The following is a 14,989-nucleotide window of genomic DNA, read 5'->3' on the forward strand; positions in this document are numbered from 1 at the left end:
AGGCGGCGATACGTTCATACCAAGAGCCATGGGACATGATTCTTGGTATTGGCATTTCCCTCATGCGCCGGGCGCCGCCAGCCTTCTCCAATCCCGGTGACCGGTTCTGATCACCGAGGGACAACACAGCCCCAGGGCCTGTGGTCAGATCTGGGCGCCGATGCGGAACAGCACGATCGTCTGATGGAAGGCCTCTGAGTCAACCTTGCTGGTGCGTTCGCGATAGCCGACTTCGCCGCCGACATAATAATTCGGCGACAGGTACCACTGCCCGCGGAGACGGCTGTCATAGCTCCAGTTATCGCGGGCGGTGCCGCGATATTTTTCACTATAGGCACTGCCGATGGCCGTCAGGATGATGTTGCGCTGCAATTCATGCCGGACCGTCAGGCTGCCGCCGGTCCGGACCATGCCGGAGGCGTTGACCGTCGTGGTTTCCTGGATCGACCGCTCCAGCGTCGGAATGACCACGGTCATGCGGCTCGGGGTCCAGTTGAAGCTGGCCTTCATCGAGAAGCCACTGATCGTATTGAAGCGCGGATCCTCGTAATTCTGGTTCATATAACCGATCAGGAAATCACCGCGCACCAACTCGCTGATATCCACACCGACACCGGCCCGCAGGGTGCTGCCATGGCTGGAACGATTGAAATTCTCGTCATCCAGCCGGTCGTCGTACTTCCGGTCATTGACCGAGCCCTCGACCACGGCGCTGTAGCCGGGGAAAATCTCATAGGACAGTTCGGTCGTCAGGCGCAGCTCGTCACGGTCGCGGTCATCCTGGTTGATGATGGCGCCATTGGCGCCCTCGACATCCCGGTAGTCACGACGGATCGCCTCGCCATCCACCTTGAAGCCGAAACGGCCGGTGGTCTTCTCCGTTCCGAACTTCGCCGTGCCGGTGCGCAGCTGCGTCTGTTCCCTGCCGCCGGCATCATCGGGGCTGCCGCGATCCTCATGGGTCTGGCTGGCATCCAGGATGCCCGTCAGTTTCCAGTTCCTGTCGATGTCATACCGGCCGTCCGCCGCCAGGGTGAAATCGAAATGATCGTCGTTCGTATATTCGCGATAGAAGGATTGTTCGGCCCTGGCCGTCAGGTTCAATTGGTGATTGGTGAACCGGGAGCGGAACTTGACCTCCGGCGCGATGCGCGTGATCCAGTCGGAACGGCGGTCCGTGGCGGACGCGAAGATGTTGTCGTTGTAATGCTGGGAAACATCCAGCACGGGCAGCATCAGGAACGACCCGAATTCGATCCCCTTGGCCTGATAGGATTCAGCGGGACCTTCCGCCACCTCTTCCGACTTCCTGGACTGGGTCTCGGCAGCCAGGGCGGGGGCGGAAATGGCCAGGAGGAGAGTGCTACCGAAGATCAAGGTCCGCAGGGAGGAGCGCATATGGTGCCGGGACATCATGCCCACGCCAGGCAGGAAAACATTGTTCATATGGGCAGCCTTGATCTTGGGATAGCGAGATATTCCGTGACCAAAATATCGATAAACCACTGACTCCAGCAAGTTGTTTTCAATGTCTGGTGGTCTGCCATGACGACCAACACTGCCTTCCGGTGAAAGAGGTCGACAGCCTGTTGTGTCGCCGCCACACCGCGCTTCTGGCACGGGGTTCAATTTGTCATCCGCAGGCGGATACGAATAAGGTCCCCCCGCGTTCGACCCGCGGGATTTGCCAGATGGAGACATGCTGCCCTCATCCCATCCGGCCTCATCCCGGCCGCCGCAAAACAGCTCCACCAGCAAGCCATTGAACCGGGCATGGCCAAGGCCGCGGAACAGGGATTCGTCCTTCTGCGGCATCTGCTGGAGTGTCCGTTGCCGGACCTGCCCGGCGCCGTCCGGCCATCATGGCTGCGCCGTGACCTGCGGCCGTTCGGCTTTGTCTGGCGTCACCCTCAACGCGGCAAGGAGACCGGTAAGCCCCGGCGAGGAACCCAGCGCCATGGATCCGCGTGCCCCGGGGCCGCGGATGGTCATGCCTGTGCCGGCCGGGCGATCAGCAAAGCCATGTGCCCGATCCAGCTGTTGGGCAGCAAGCTGACCAGCAGGCGACCCAGCGCGTTCAGGCGCGGCTGGCTGCACCCGTCATAATCAGCGACCAGGCGACCGAAAATCTGGTAGAGCCGGTCCGGAGCGTTGAGCAGGTGGAAAGTCTCGATCCGGAAACCGCCCTGCTCGATCAGGTGGCGGATCTGTGCCGTATCATAGCGATATTCATAGAACCCGACGCCTGATCCGGGATCGAAACGATATTTGATGGCGACACCGGGACGCCGTCCCCGCCGGATCGCTTCCATACGCTGCCGTTCGACCGGGACCGGATAGCTGACGGCCGGGCGGCCCAGCAACCGGCGGAAGCGGTTGCTGCCATAGAGCCGGTAGAAGATGGCATCCTTCACCTGCTCCAGCCGGAAGGACAGGTTCCCGTGCGGAACGGTCAGGAACATGACGCCATCCGGCTTCAAGACGCGGCGCATCTCGGCGATCGCCTGTTCCGGCCCCTGGAACAGATGCTCAATCACCCCCAGGGACAGCAGGGCATCGAAGGACCCATCAGCATAAGGCATTGCCTCCACATTCCCGTGATCATAGGGGATGTCGGGCCATGCCGCACGGAACCGCTCCACATCGGCGGCACTCAATTCGATGCCCGTGGCGGTATAACCCAGACTGGTCAGCGCCCGGACCCAACGGCCGGACCCGGCCCCAGCCTCCAGGATCGACCCGCCAGCGGGCACCAGCGACCGCACGAAGGGCATCAGCTCGTCCGTTTCACAGGACGCGACCATGCTGTCCAGATCCTGGCCAGTAAAGTCGAAGATCACGGTATCGGATATCAGTCCGTCAGACATGCGCGGGGTGACCTTTGCAAAACGGGCCGGGCACCGGATCTGGCCGATCGGCCCGGTCTGCGACTGTTTATGGCCCAACCCGCCAACCGGGGGAAGCGCCTCATGGGGCAATCATCCTTCCAGCGGGGAAGGAGATCCCCTCCCCTATCTCCGCGCCGCCAGCTCCCGCTCCAGGGCCGCCACGGCATGTTCCAGCACCTCGCCCAGCACCCAGCCCTCGCGGTCGGCGATGGCCAGGAAAGTGTCGATCGTCTCCTGCCGGGCGCGGATGTTGAACTGTACATTGCGGCCGGTGCGGTGGCGGCGTTGTTCGCGGCGGGCGGGGGCCGCAGGCGGGGACGGCGCGGGGGCGGGCTTTGCCTCCCGGCTGGGGAAGCGGGCGGCCTCCGACACGGCGCGGATCGCATCAACCGGCGGGCCCTGGATATCCTGCGGGGACTTGGGCGCGAAGCCGGACAGGTCAAGCGGATCGGCCTCGTCCCCGAAGATGCTGGCGCGGGTCTTGCTCATTCCATCCCCCCGTTCATGCCGATGCGGTGGCGACGGGCGCCTTGATGCCGCCCTTCAGGACCGCCACCACTTCAGCCGCGAAGGCCAGGGCATTGGCGGTGGCTGCCTTGATATTGGTGACCTGGGCCGGATCCAGGTCGCCCAGCGTGCCGCCATAGGCGAAGATGGCGCGGAAGGCGTCGCGCTCATGCAATTGGGTCTCGAAGACGGGCACCTCGTTCTCGGCGAATTCCGCCGCGATGCTGGCCAGGGACCGCGGTTTGATGGCGGCACTGGTGCGGGTGAACAGTACAGCGAACGGGATCTGCCGGCGGAAGGCGCGCTCCTGGCCACGCACCAGCCGGATGGCCTTCACCGCTTCGCCCGCGTCCAGCTGTGATCCCTGGCTGGGGATCACCACCAGATCGGCCCGGCTCATGGCATAGCCCACCATCATGGAGGCCGTCCCCTCCAGGTCGACGATGACGAAGGCGGTCTTCTGCGCCGCCTCATCGATGGCGTCGGTCACCGTCTCCTCGGTCACGTCGGCCAGGACCGCAAGGTTGCCGGGCTTGCCCGGCAGGCGGGCCCAGCGAGAGACGGGCTTGTTGGGGTCGGCATCGATGATGGTGACGCTGGCCCCCTGCCCGGCCAGCGCCGTGGCCAGCAGCACTGCGGAAGTGGATTTGCCGGCCCCACCCTTGGGGCTGGCGAAGACGATGGTGGGCATGGCTGCCGCCCCGATGGTTTCAGTCTGTGATCAGGATGATATCAGATAGCGCCCATCATTGCAGCCACAAAGGGGATTGTCAAATGATATCAGATAGATTTCAAGTATCATCATGTTATCTGTTATCTTAATGATAACAGATCGTGATCCGATCCCCACAAGCCCCTTCCCGCCGCCGGCCGGACATGGGAAACAGGGGCAAGGCAGGGAAAGGGCATTGGAATGCAGGCGGTTCTGGTCACCGGCGGTGCGGGCTATATCGGCAGCCACACCGTCCTGGCACTGGCGGATGCGGGTCGGCCCGTGATCGTGCTGGACGATCTGTCGACGGGCGACCGCGCCCTGGTGCCGGACGGGGTACCCTTCATCCAGGGCGACGTGGCCGATCCGGACCTGCTGGCGCTTCTGTTCCGCGACCATGGGATCGGCACCGTCATGCATTTCGCCGGCTCGATCATCGTGCCGGAATCTATGGCCGATCCGTTGAAATATTACCGGAACAACACCGCGGCCAGCCGCACCCTGATCGAGGCCTGCCTGGCGGCCGGGATCGGTCGCTTCATCTTCTCCTCCACCGCCGCAATCTACGGCAATCCGCCGGTCCCCCTGGTGACGGAGGAGACGCCGGCCCTGCCGGTCAGTCCCTATGGCTGGTCCAAGCTGATGGTGGAGCGGATGCTGGCCGACGTCACCGCGGCGTATCCGGGATTCCGCCATGCCTGCCTGCGCTATTTCAATGTGGCCGGGGCCGATCCGGCCGGCCGGTCGGGCCAGGTCTTCCCCATGGCGACGCACCTGATCAAGGTGGCCAGCCAGCGGGTGCTGGGGCGGCGGGACCGGCTTTGCATCTTCGGCACCGATTATCCCACGCCCGACGGCACCTGCATCCGCGACTATATCCATGTCAGCGACCTGGCCGACGCGCATGTGCGCGCCCTGGCCCATCTGGAAGGGGGCGGGGACAGCATTGTGCTGAATTGTGGCTATGGCAGGGGTTATTCCGTGCGCCAAGTGCTGGACGCCCTGTCGCGGGCCGCCGGCCGGCCCCTGCCGGCGGAACTGGCCCCGCGCCGGCCGGGCGACCCGGTGGAACTGGTCGCCGACAGTACCCGGTTGCGTGCCCGGCTGGGCTGGCAGCCGCGTTTCGACGATCTGGACCTGATCGCCCGGCACGCCCTGGCCTGGGAGGAAAGGGGGGGCGCTTGCCTTTGATCTTGCACCCTTGTTTACTGGCGTCGACCTGTCGGAAGGAATTGGCATGACCCAGGCTGCCGGCTTGGACGCCGCGACGATCACGCAATCCACGATCACGCAATGGCGCACCCGCATCCGCGACGATGTCGATGCCAACTATGCCCTGTGCATGGCGCTGGCCATCCATCAGCGCGAGGGGGCCGCCGCGGCCCTGCCCTGGCTGGACAAGCCGGCCGGGCGTGCCGGGCAGGAAACCGCCCGGCAATTGCTGCTGTCCCTGCTGCTGGGCGAACTGGCGCGCGCGGGCGAAGCCGATGCCATCCTGCGCCAGATCCGGTCGGGCCCGCCCCGGCGTGAGATTGACGGGCTGGTGGAACTGCTGTCCCTGGCCGACGCCACCGCCGGCCAGGAGGCGGTGGGCGAGGGGCTGACGGCCCGGATCCCCGCCCTGCTGGAGACTGTGCGGGATGCGGGCGACCGCGTGATCCTGCTGGCCATCCGGGCCCGCCAGCATCTACGGCGCGGGCGCACGGAGGCGGCCCTGGCCGATATCACCACCCTCTGTGCCCTGCCCCTGGAGGCCGTGGCCACCGAGAGCAGGCTGGCCGACGTGCTGCCCGACCTGGGCAACAGCCTGGCGCGGCTGGGTCGGCTCGACCTGGCGGTGGCCGTGGATATCCGCTCGCTCGCCCTGCTCTATGGCCCGGATGGGCAGACGCCGGTCCTGCTGCCCTACCAGCGGGCCCTTCTGTGGCGTCTGGCGCGGTTCGGCGCCATGCACCTGGAGCCTGCGACCCTGGTCACGATGGTTCCCCGCCTGCTGGAGCGGGGGGACTGGAGCGACGCGAGACTGTGGGCCGCCCTGGGTTTTCTGGGCCAGGGCCTGCTGACCCACGACCTGCTTGCATCGTTGGTCCAGTTGCGCGCCTTCATGGACGGGCGGGGGGAGGCGGGGCGGCCCTATGCCCTGCTTTTACAGGCCGAGATTCTGCTCTGCGACCCCAACCCTGGCCGCCATGCCAACTTCCTGCGCGAGGCGGCGGCGACATTGCCCGATGATCCGCCTCTGTGGAGGGCCTTCGCGCGCTTGTGTCTGGCCGCAGGCCTAGGCGAAGAGGCCGGCCGACTGGCGGATCAGGTTCTGGCACGCGAGCCCGAGCATCCGGCGGCCCTGGCTGTGCTGTTGACCCTTACTGTCCTGCGGAGCGACTGGCCCGGCCAGGCCCGGCTGGCCGACAGGCTGCGCGCCCATCCGCAATGGGAGCGCCAAGCCTTCTACCTGCAGGCCATGGCCCTGCTGGCGGCGGGTAATGCCGGCCAGGCCTGGGCCCTGATCGAGCGGCGGGGGTCCGACACCTTCCCTCTGGCGGCCCTGATCCGTGGCCTGGCCCTGCGGGCCCTGGGCCGGCGAGCGGAAGCAGACGTTGAAGCCCGGCAGCTGGCCGGCAGCCTGTCCGGCAACGCCCTGCGCCGCCTGATCAACCTGGCCCGCCCCGTGCAGGAGGAGGCCCGGCAGCTGCTGGCCGATGCCGGCCAAGCGGAAGCGCTCTCCCGCAACGTCGTGCCGTAGGCTGGAACGTGTTTGCGATGACTGGAAACACGTTCCAGGCTTTTCATATTCCTCAATTGTCGGCGCAGCAGACGCCGCCGGCGCTGTTTCCGGTTGACCGCAAACAGCTCTAGCCCTTCTGGCGGGTCAGGAGCAGGGCGGCATCATAGAGCCATTCCTGCGGCAGCATGCGCAGGCTGCGGATGATCTCGCGCGAGAACTGGCTGGCCACGACGATGGAAGCCGGCTCCAGCCCGTAAAGGTCCAGATCGGCAAGGCACCGGACAGGCAGCCCGTTCAGTTCCCCTCGGCGGTAGGTGTCGATGAAGCCGGCTACGTGGCGACCGCCCTGGGAATTCAGGATGTCCAGCACGGTCCGCCCCCCTTGGGAGGCCCCGTAGATCCAAATGGGACGGTCGGCGGGAACGGCCAACAGGTCGGCCGGGACGGCGACAGTGGCGGGATGCGCATTGGCCTGTCGGGTCCAGGCAATCGCCGCCGGGCTGTCGACCCGAAGGCACTGATCGATGGCCTGGTTGAGCGCCGTGGTGCCGGGATCAGTGCGGAAGGCCAGCAGATTGCCCCAGCAATCCAGGTCGCGTAGCAAGGTCGGATAGGCGGAGAGCCGGCACCAGTCATGGCGGATGCCGTAGCGGATGATCGGGTACCATTCGCTGACATAGACACTGTAGCCCAGGCTGACCAGGAAATCGGCCATGTCCGTCATCCGGTAGCCCAGATGCGTGGTCTTGGCATCCTCGAACTCGCACTCGATGACATCGGGGCGCAGCCGGTCCCAGGGCACGCCCTTCAGCACCTTGAAGTCCCAGCCTTCGGCGTCGATCTTCAGGAAATCGACATGGGTAATCCCCTGGGTTGCCGTGAAGGCGTCGATGGTGGTGACGGGTACATGCTCCACGCAGGCATGGCTGTCCCGGAAGGCCAGCAGGCTGCTGATGCCCGTGCTTTCCTCCGACGCGAAGAAGGGCATGGCCTCGGCCTCGGCCTCCCCCAGCGCCACGGAATGAATGGACAACCCTTCCTGTGACCCGAAGCGGGCTTCCAGCTTGGCGCGGTTGGCGGGGTCAGGCTCGAAGCAGAAGACCCGCCAGCCGCGATTGACGAAATATTGGCTGCTGGACCCGAAATGCGCGCCCACATCCAGCATGACAGGCCGGGCACCCACCGGCTTGGCACGGTCGAACAGCCGGGCGATCACCTCCGTCTCGTCCAGGCGCGCGCGGGCCAGACGCCAATGCGTATCGGAGACGATATGCTGCTGAGCCACCACCGGCCCGGCAGCATCGGCCAGCGCGCGGGTGAAGTCGCGGCGGATGGCGTCGATGTCGAACCGGGTCCTGACCACCTCCAGCGCACAGCTAGCCAGGCGGGCCTGTTCGTCCGGGGCCGCGATCAGGCCCGACAGGGCCTTGCGCAGGATGGTGGCATCGCGCTGGTCCACCACCAGCCCGCAGCCATGGTCGCGGACATAATCGATGGTGGCATTGTCCGCCGGCCCCAGGGCCAGCAGGGGGGCACTGCTGGCCAGCATTTCCGGCAGCTTGTTGGCCATGGAATAGCGGCAATAGACCGCCGACACCTCGTCGAAATTATAGGCGATGACGACGGCATCGCCACCGGCCAGCCAGCGCCGGTATTCCGTCTCCGTACGGTCATGCACTGTCAGCACGGTATGGCTGAATGGGCTGAACCGCATCTGGACCATGTCATACCAGAAAGGCCGCGTATTGATCTCCAATCGGCAGGCCGTGCCTTCCGCGTTCAGCTGCTCCACGGCCTGGGCCAGCAGGACCAAGGCATGCAGCGTCATGTTGGCAGCCAGGGAGCCGCTATAGCGCAGGGTAAAGGGCCCCGTCCCGGCGATGGCACGGGCCGGCGGGGTCGATCGTTCCACCCCATTGCCGAACGGCAGGAAGGGAACCCCATAGCGTTCGGTGAAGGCCTCACACATGGCTTTGCAGATAGCCAGGCGCAGCACGGCCCGGTTCAGCAACCACCGCAGATCATGGTCCAAGCAGGTCGCTAGGGACGGCTGCTGCAGGGCCAGACTGGTCGGCCAATCATCCATGATCCAGATGGCCAGCGGCACATCCTCGAACTGTCGGATCACCCCCAGGGCGAAAAGATGCAGACCCGGCCGCTCGGGAACCGGGCGGTATAGGATCAACTGGGGCGCGAAGGCTCGGATGATCTCCGAAACCTGCCCGTCATCGACCTGACCGACATAGCGGCCCGCGAAGGCCGGCGCCCCGGCCAGCCCCAGCCCGTCCGACCCGGCGGCATGGACCTGCAGGTAGCGGTCGCGCGGCCAGTCGGCGAACAGGGTCTCCTTGAGGGCCCCCGTGGCGGTGCCATCGCCCCGGCCAGTGAGGTCGATGACCAGGATGCGGGGAACAGCGGGGGGCACGGCATTCATCGGCCAGCACCGGTGAACAGCGACGCATAGTCCCGGCGTTCGAACACTTCCAGATTGCCGCCCAGGGTGGCGTTGTAGATGATCGAACCCGTGCCTTCCAAGGCCCGGCGCGCCTCTTCATAGGCTTCGATCATCTTGTCCACCTGGGGATCGTGCCAGCGGTAGCCCTTGCCGAAATAATCGGGATGGAAATGGTTGGGATCGTCGGACGCCATGTCCAGGATGCCGACCCCGTATTTCCCGCCTTGGCTGGCATCGTCGGGGATCTTGTAGCTGGCATCGACCCCGATCAGGTAAATCTCCCGGAAGCCCAGATAGAAGGCCAGTTGCATGCAGGTGAAGGTGACCGTGCAGCCGGCATAGGTGCAGCGCGCCGCGTCGGCGGAGAAGTCAAAACCGTGCGGGTATTTGGTGCGGGGCCGGTGGTCGAAGAAAACGGTATCGTCGCGTTCCGACAGACAATAGCGCAGATAGGCCGGGAACAGGCGGGTGGAGCCCGTTATGGTCTCGATCTCACGGGCCCGGTCCTCGGCGACAAGGTGATCCTCCACCACATAAAAGGTCGGCTTCCAGTCCAGTTCCCGCGCCTTCAGGAAGAAACCATTGACGGCGAAGGTGGTTTCCCCGTTCAGCAGAGTCAGGTCGGTCCTGTTCAGACTGGGGCCGTTGCCGATGATGAAACAGCGATCCTGGTTGCCGATACCGGCCTTCAGTGCCCGCATCTTTGGCTTATAATGGGATTCTAACCGGTTGCGGCAGAGGTCGCGCACAGCCAGCACGCCATTTACCCGGTCCACCAGAGGCATGCGGTCGGTCGGCAGGAAGATGGGCGCGCGCAAGGGGAGGTGGGCCACCGTTTCCGCATAAAGCCGCTGAAGCCCGGTTTCGTCCAATCCATGCAGTTCATCCGTCGCTGCGGTCATTCCCTGCTCATCCCTAGGAAAATGCTGAAGGATCATAAGCTGCCCGGCCCACGGCGCGGAAGGATAAACAATATTGGCCGTCGAGCCATCTCCCGGACGGCACCCGATGTTTGCGAAAGCTCCGGATAGACTGCGGCCCTTTGTTTCTCTCCAATCTTATGGCTGGCAGTGGGGTCTGACTGCCGCTCAGAATTACCAATCCTGGTCGTGCTCATAGCCAAGGCGGATCAGCTCATCCCCATAACGCCGCTTGAACTCGGCCTTCAGGGCGGGTGACAGGACATTGCGCCAATCCTGGGAATTTGGATTGGCGTAGGTCCTCCCCAATGCCAGGGGAGGCATCGTGTCAAATTCCAGGAAGCGGGCCATCTCCATAAGCCGATCAGGGGTTACTTCCTCCAGCTTCATCTCCATCACCCCGGCGCGGGGCTGCCAGACGAACATCTGGTCCTCCAGGATCTCGCGGGTGATGTGGTCCAATTCATAGAGCAGCCCTTCCTCCTGGTTGAGCTGCTGCATCCTGGGACGGTCCTCCACCAGCTGGTCCCAGACCCAACCGGCACGGCTGACCGTGTCATGCCCGTCCAGGTGATGGAAATAGTTGGATACCCAGACCTGGCGGGGATCACGAATGACATGAACCCCGATGAAGGGAGCTTCCATCGCCTCGATCGCCTTGATCACGGGTGGACCAGCATTGGTCAGGTTGATCAGCTTCGGGTGTTCCTGCTGCAGCAGTGACCAGTCAATGTTGAAAAGATCCAGATCAGTCAGCGTGCGGTAATGGAAAGGGGGTTTTTGGATTGCGTATCCATACATCTTGTAGCCGTAGGCCTGAACAAGAGGAGCAAGAACAGAATAACGAAAAAAACGGCTTCCGCATTTATGGTGCCCGAAGAATATAATGTTATTCACTTCCCTGCTCCTTCATCTTCCTTAAAATAACAAAAATGGAAAAATGATACATTATTGGCAATAAACATCTATATAGAAATTTAATCAAAAATCCTTGGCTTTTTTTAACTCCGATCATAATTTAGAGATAAACACAACAACGCATGAACTCTTCCAGATGGCGTTGGTTCACGCAGATCAAGTCGGTCTGAACCATTCGGCTCTTCCGCCGATGTTCCATAAATTCCACGTCGAAATGCCGCCAGGGCCGAGACCGGACACCAAACCAAGCGATGGACCCGATCGACAAGGTGACGTCATCCCGGGAGACCGTGAATTCGGCCAGCAGTTCATCGGTCTTGGGGCCGATGAACATGTATTCCGTATCGAACAACAAGAAGCCCTGATCGACAAGATAATCCATCAACCCATCCTGGCCGGAGAACTCCACCCACATGAACTTGATGTCCGCCAGGAAGGCCGACATCCCCTTGAGGGCACCTAGTTCGGCACCTTGGAGATCCAGCTTGGCGAAATCGACAGGCCCATTCGTCCGGACCACACTATCTGCGCGGACACAATCGACAACAAGGTCGTCAGGAGTTCGCGCCTCGGACACCAGATGACCCACGGAGGAATAGCCGACCAGACCGCGCTGTCCCCAGGCGGAATCTTCCTTGACCACCGAGGAGACATGGAAGTAGCGGGTTCTTGTCTCCTCGTCCATCGCCTGCTTGTGCAGAATGATGGTATCCTCTTCCTTTGGCTTGAAAAAGCGCCAGTTTCCAGGGAAGGGCTCGAAGGCATGGATCTGCCCCCCTTCTGACAGGAAAGGCCGCATGGCCCGCGCCGTGCCCCCCATGCCGGCACCGCCATCAATGAAGTTGGAAAAGGTCACGCCTGCCCGTGTATATGCGGCCAGAAGCCTCTTGAAGCTCGTAACCTTGCGCATGGAGAGGAGGCTGCTGACCATTTCGATATCTCCCGAGGCGATGAGGGCGACCTTTAACAGGGTGTGTAAAAGACTTTCGCGACGCGAAGGTGGGGATTTTCGGCAATATCGGGAAAATTCGAAGCAATATACTGACGATATCTTGCAAGAATTTGACACGCGACTGCCGAAAAATAACCGACCGCAGCAGAAAAATGGCTTCCTGCATCCTGTTAGGTCGGCGGGTACTTCTCCGCGATGCCCAGGCCGCGCAGCAGATTACGCAGGGCGGCGACATTGACCCGGTCCACGCCCTCATGGGTGTTGGAACCGTTATGGGCGCCCAGGATCACATTGTCGAAGCCGCGCAGCGGGCTGGAGGGGGGCAGGGGCTCCTCCTCGAACACATCCAGGCCGGCGCCGGCGACATGGCCCGACCGCAGCGCTTCGACCAGCGCCTTCTCGTCCACGATGGCGCCGCGCGAGACATTGATGACGAAGGCGCCCGGCTTCAGCCGGGCCAGGGCCGCCGCGTCGACCAGGTGATGGCTGTCGGGCGTCAGGTTGCAGGTGACGATCAGGTAATCGACCTGGGGCAGCATCTCGGCCAGGGACAGCCTTGTCAGGCCGGTTTGCGCATCGAAATCCGGATCGGGGGCGGCATGGGGATCGCTGCCCAGGGCCACCAGGCCGAAGCCGCCCAGCCGGCGGACCACGGCCCGGCCGATGCTGCCCAGGCCGATGACGCCGACGCGCTGGCCCGACAGGGTCCGGCCACGCAGCTTGCTCCACACCCCCTCCCGCACGCCGCGATCAATCAGGTGCAGGGGACGGGCCAGCAGAATGACATAGCCAAGCGCCATGTCCGCCACCTCTTCCCCGAACATGCCCGGCGTGTTGTAGACGGGGATATTGCGCTCAGCCGCGGCGGCGGTGTCGATGGCATCGATGCCGATGCCCCATTTGCAGATGACCTTGAGGCGGGTGCCCGCCTCGATCACCTTGCGCGAGACCTGATCATCACCGGCGATGATGGCGTCGAACCGGCCGATGATCGGCGCCAGCTCATCCTCCGTCAGGTGCTGGACGATGGTCGGCAGCTCGATGCTGATATCGTGATCGGACAGCCAGCCGCGGAACTGGTCGATGCAGGATTGCAGCTGGCGGCAGGTGATCAGGACGTGCGCCGTCATTCATGCGTCTCCGTTCTGGCGGTGCAGGCGGAACAGCTGTTCGGCCAGCAGGAAATTGGTTTCGATGTCGATATCCTGCGCCTCGATCTCGTCGATCTCGAACATCAGGGGGCGCTCGCCGATGCGGTTGCGGCGCCGGGCCAGGATGTCTCGCGTGAACAGGTAGATGCAGGAATTCTCCTCATAGACCGGCGGCAGGTCCTGGGTGCGCAACAGGATGGCGGCATTGTGGTTGATGGGCCGGGCCAGCTGGTCCCAGAGGCGCGTCTGCAGGCGGGTCACGGAGAACAGGCTGTCGAAGGCCGGCGCCTGCGCCTGGAAGGTCTGGATCGCCCGCTCCACCGACGCCTTGGTCAGCAGCGGGTTGGTGCTGTGGGTCTGGAGATAGAGGTCGGCCGGCACGACGCTGGTCGTGTGCAGCAGCACGTCGTTCATCGGCGTGGCACCGTCGCGCAGATTGTCGGGCCGCTCCAGCAGCCGTACCGTGGGGAACAGGCGGGCCGCCTCCTCCAGGATCACGGGGCTGTCGGTGTCGATGACCACTTCGGCGATCGCCGGGCAGTCCAGCAAGGTGCCCACGATGTAATGGTAAAGGGGCTTGGCGACGAATTCGCGGTAATTCTTGCCCTTCACGCGCTGGCTGTCATGCCGCATGGGCACGATCGCGACGATCCTGGTCATTCCGGTCCCTCTGTTTTCCGTGGCACGCCGGGGATAGGCGAACTGCCATAATCAATGCGCAGCTTACTGCGCACATCCTCGTCGATCCAGGCCGACGCCGCCGCACCGGCCGGGTAGAAGAAGGTCCGCTTCAAAGCCTGCGGCACGTCGCCCTGCTGCCGGTGGCCGCGCCAGGTGCCCAGGAACTGCATGAAGCGGAACCACATGATTTCCCAGGCGACATCCGGCAAGCGGCCCGCACGCAGCGCGTGCCAGAGATCGCTGGCCACGTTGGCGGTCAACAGGCGCAGGAAGTCGGGAAAGCCGAAGCGCAGTTCCGGCATGATGGCCCTCAGCGCGATGGCCTCGCGCTGGTAGCGCTTCAGGACGCGTCCCGGCGTCTCCTCATGCACATGGATGATGCGGGCGGCGGGATCATAGACGATGCGGCGGCCCAGGCGGCGCATGTGCGAAGCCCATTCCAGATCCTCCAGCCCCGTCAGCGCCTCGTCATAGGGCCGTTCCTGCCAGAAGGCGCGGCGCACGGCGGCGTTGGCGTTATTGCAGAACGGATGCTGCTGGTCGGGGTTGGGAATGTCGGAGAACCAGCTTTCAAACAGCCGGTGCTCGGAATAGCGCGTGCGCCCGTCCCCGCGCTGGCCGCCATAGACGATGGCCACGTTGGGATCGTCGAACGGCGCCACCAGCCGTTCCAGCCAGTCGGCATGGGTCGGATAGACATGGGCGCTGGCGATGACCAGGATGTCGCCGGTGGCGGCGGCGCACCCCATATTGAGGGACCGGCCGAAGGAAAAGCGCTCCGGCGGGATATGCAGGATCTTCACCGGGAAATGGGCGGCGATGTCCAGGGTGGCGTCGGTGGAGCCGCTATCCACGATGATGATCTCGACATCGCGCAAAGCCTGCCTTTCGATCCCGACCAGCAGCCGGCCGATATGCTTGGCCTCGTTGTAGCAGCGGATGATCAGCGAGACGCGCGGCAATTGGGTACTCCGGTCCCGGACAGGCGGGGGCAGGCTGCCATTTCGGCGATATTTCCCGTATATAGTAAGCAGATAGACGCATCAATGCCGCTGCCGGGAAGCGGCGGCGGGGCCGGCC

Annotated in this window: 13 protein-coding genes; 2 read left to right on the plus strand and 11 right to left on the minus strand. The window is 63.8% G+C overall.

Annotated elements, in window-relative coordinates:
• Positions 1–144 precede the first annotated feature (144 nt).
• The 4 genes from AC1Q7F_RS28525 to AC1Q7F_RS28540 form a co-directional block, all read right to left on the minus strand.
• Positions 145–1,446 carry an outer membrane beta-barrel protein gene (locus AC1Q7F_RS28525; protein ID WP_492511953.1) on the minus strand — a complete coding sequence of 434 codons (1,302 nt, stop codon included), beginning with the start codon at positions 1,444–1,446 and terminating at the stop codon, positions 145–147.
• A gap of 542 nt (positions 1,447–1,988) precedes the next feature.
• Complete coding sequence (locus tag AC1Q7F_RS28530) at positions 1,989–2,867, minus strand: class I SAM-dependent methyltransferase (RefSeq protein ID WP_492511954.1); 879 nt, start codon at positions 2,865–2,867, stop codon at positions 1,989–1,991.
• 144 nt (positions 2,868–3,011) lie between these two features.
• Positions 3,012–3,377 carry a hypothetical protein gene (locus AC1Q7F_RS28535; protein WP_492511955.1) on the minus strand — a complete coding sequence of 122 codons (366 nt, stop codon included), beginning with the start codon at positions 3,375–3,377 and terminating at the stop codon, positions 3,012–3,014.
• Positions 3,378–3,390: 13 nt separating this feature from the next.
• Positions 3,391–4,086, minus strand: coding sequence for a division plane positioning ATPase MipZ (locus AC1Q7F_RS28540; protein ID WP_492511956.1), 696 nt, complete (start codon positions 4,084–4,086; stop codon positions 3,391–3,393).
• A gap of 222 nt (positions 4,087–4,308) precedes the next feature.
• Between AC1Q7F_RS28540 and galE the strand changes: the two genes are divergently transcribed.
• Positions 4,309–5,298: a UDP-glucose 4-epimerase GalE gene (gene galE / locus AC1Q7F_RS28545; protein ID WP_492511957.1), complete on the plus strand. Its 990-nt coding sequence runs from the start codon at positions 4,309–4,311 to the stop codon at positions 5,296–5,298.
• Between the two features lie 46 nt (positions 5,299–5,344).
• Positions 5,345–6,850: a hypothetical protein gene (locus AC1Q7F_RS28550; protein WP_492511958.1), complete on the plus strand. Its 1,506-nt coding sequence runs from the start codon at positions 5,345–5,347 to the stop codon at positions 6,848–6,850.
• 109 nt (positions 6,851–6,959) lie between these two features.
• Here the strand turns inward: AC1Q7F_RS28550 and AC1Q7F_RS28555 are convergent, their stop codons facing one another.
• From AC1Q7F_RS28555 to AC1Q7F_RS28585, 7 genes are all read right to left on the minus strand, one after another.
• On the minus strand, positions 6,960–9,266 hold the full coding sequence (locus AC1Q7F_RS28555) for an FkbM family methyltransferase (RefSeq protein ID WP_492511959.1): 2,307 nt from the start codon (positions 9,264–9,266) through the stop codon (positions 6,960–6,962).
• Positions 9,263–10,189: a 6-hydroxymethylpterin diphosphokinase MptE-like protein gene (locus AC1Q7F_RS28560; protein ID WP_492511960.1), complete on the minus strand. Its 927-nt coding sequence runs from the start codon at positions 10,187–10,189 to the stop codon at positions 9,263–9,265. The genes AC1Q7F_RS28555 and AC1Q7F_RS28560 overlap by 4 nt, the downstream gene beginning before the upstream one ends.
• Before the next feature lie 192 nt (positions 10,190–10,381).
• Positions 10,382–11,104, minus strand: coding sequence for a hypothetical protein (locus AC1Q7F_RS28565; protein ID WP_492511961.1), 723 nt, complete (start codon positions 11,102–11,104; stop codon positions 10,382–10,384).
• 121 nt (positions 11,105–11,225) lie between these two features.
• Positions 11,226–12,056: an FkbM family methyltransferase gene (locus AC1Q7F_RS28570; RefSeq protein WP_492511962.1), complete on the minus strand. Its 831-nt coding sequence runs from the start codon at positions 12,054–12,056 to the stop codon at positions 11,226–11,228.
• A gap of 191 nt (positions 12,057–12,247) precedes the next feature.
• The gene (locus tag AC1Q7F_RS28575; RefSeq protein ID WP_492511963.1) at positions 12,248–13,207 is read right to left on the minus strand and encodes a phosphoglycerate dehydrogenase; all 960 of its coding nucleotides are present in this window, start codon (positions 13,205–13,207) and stop codon (positions 12,248–12,250) included.
• Positions 13,208–13,888 (minus strand): acylneuraminate cytidylyltransferase family protein, encoded by a 681-nt coding sequence (locus AC1Q7F_RS28580; protein ID WP_492511964.1) that lies wholly within the window; start codon positions 13,886–13,888, stop codon positions 13,208–13,210.
• Positions 13,885–14,871, minus strand: a complete 987-nt coding sequence (locus tag AC1Q7F_RS28585) for a glycosyltransferase family 2 protein (protein WP_492511965.1) — start codon at positions 14,869–14,871, stop codon at positions 13,885–13,887. Before AC1Q7F_RS28585 ends, AC1Q7F_RS28580 begins: the two co-directional genes overlap by 4 nt.
• Positions 14,872–14,989 lie beyond the last annotated feature (118 nt).

Source organism: Niveispirillum sp. GW835-FHT14G11 (assembly GCF_058793615.1).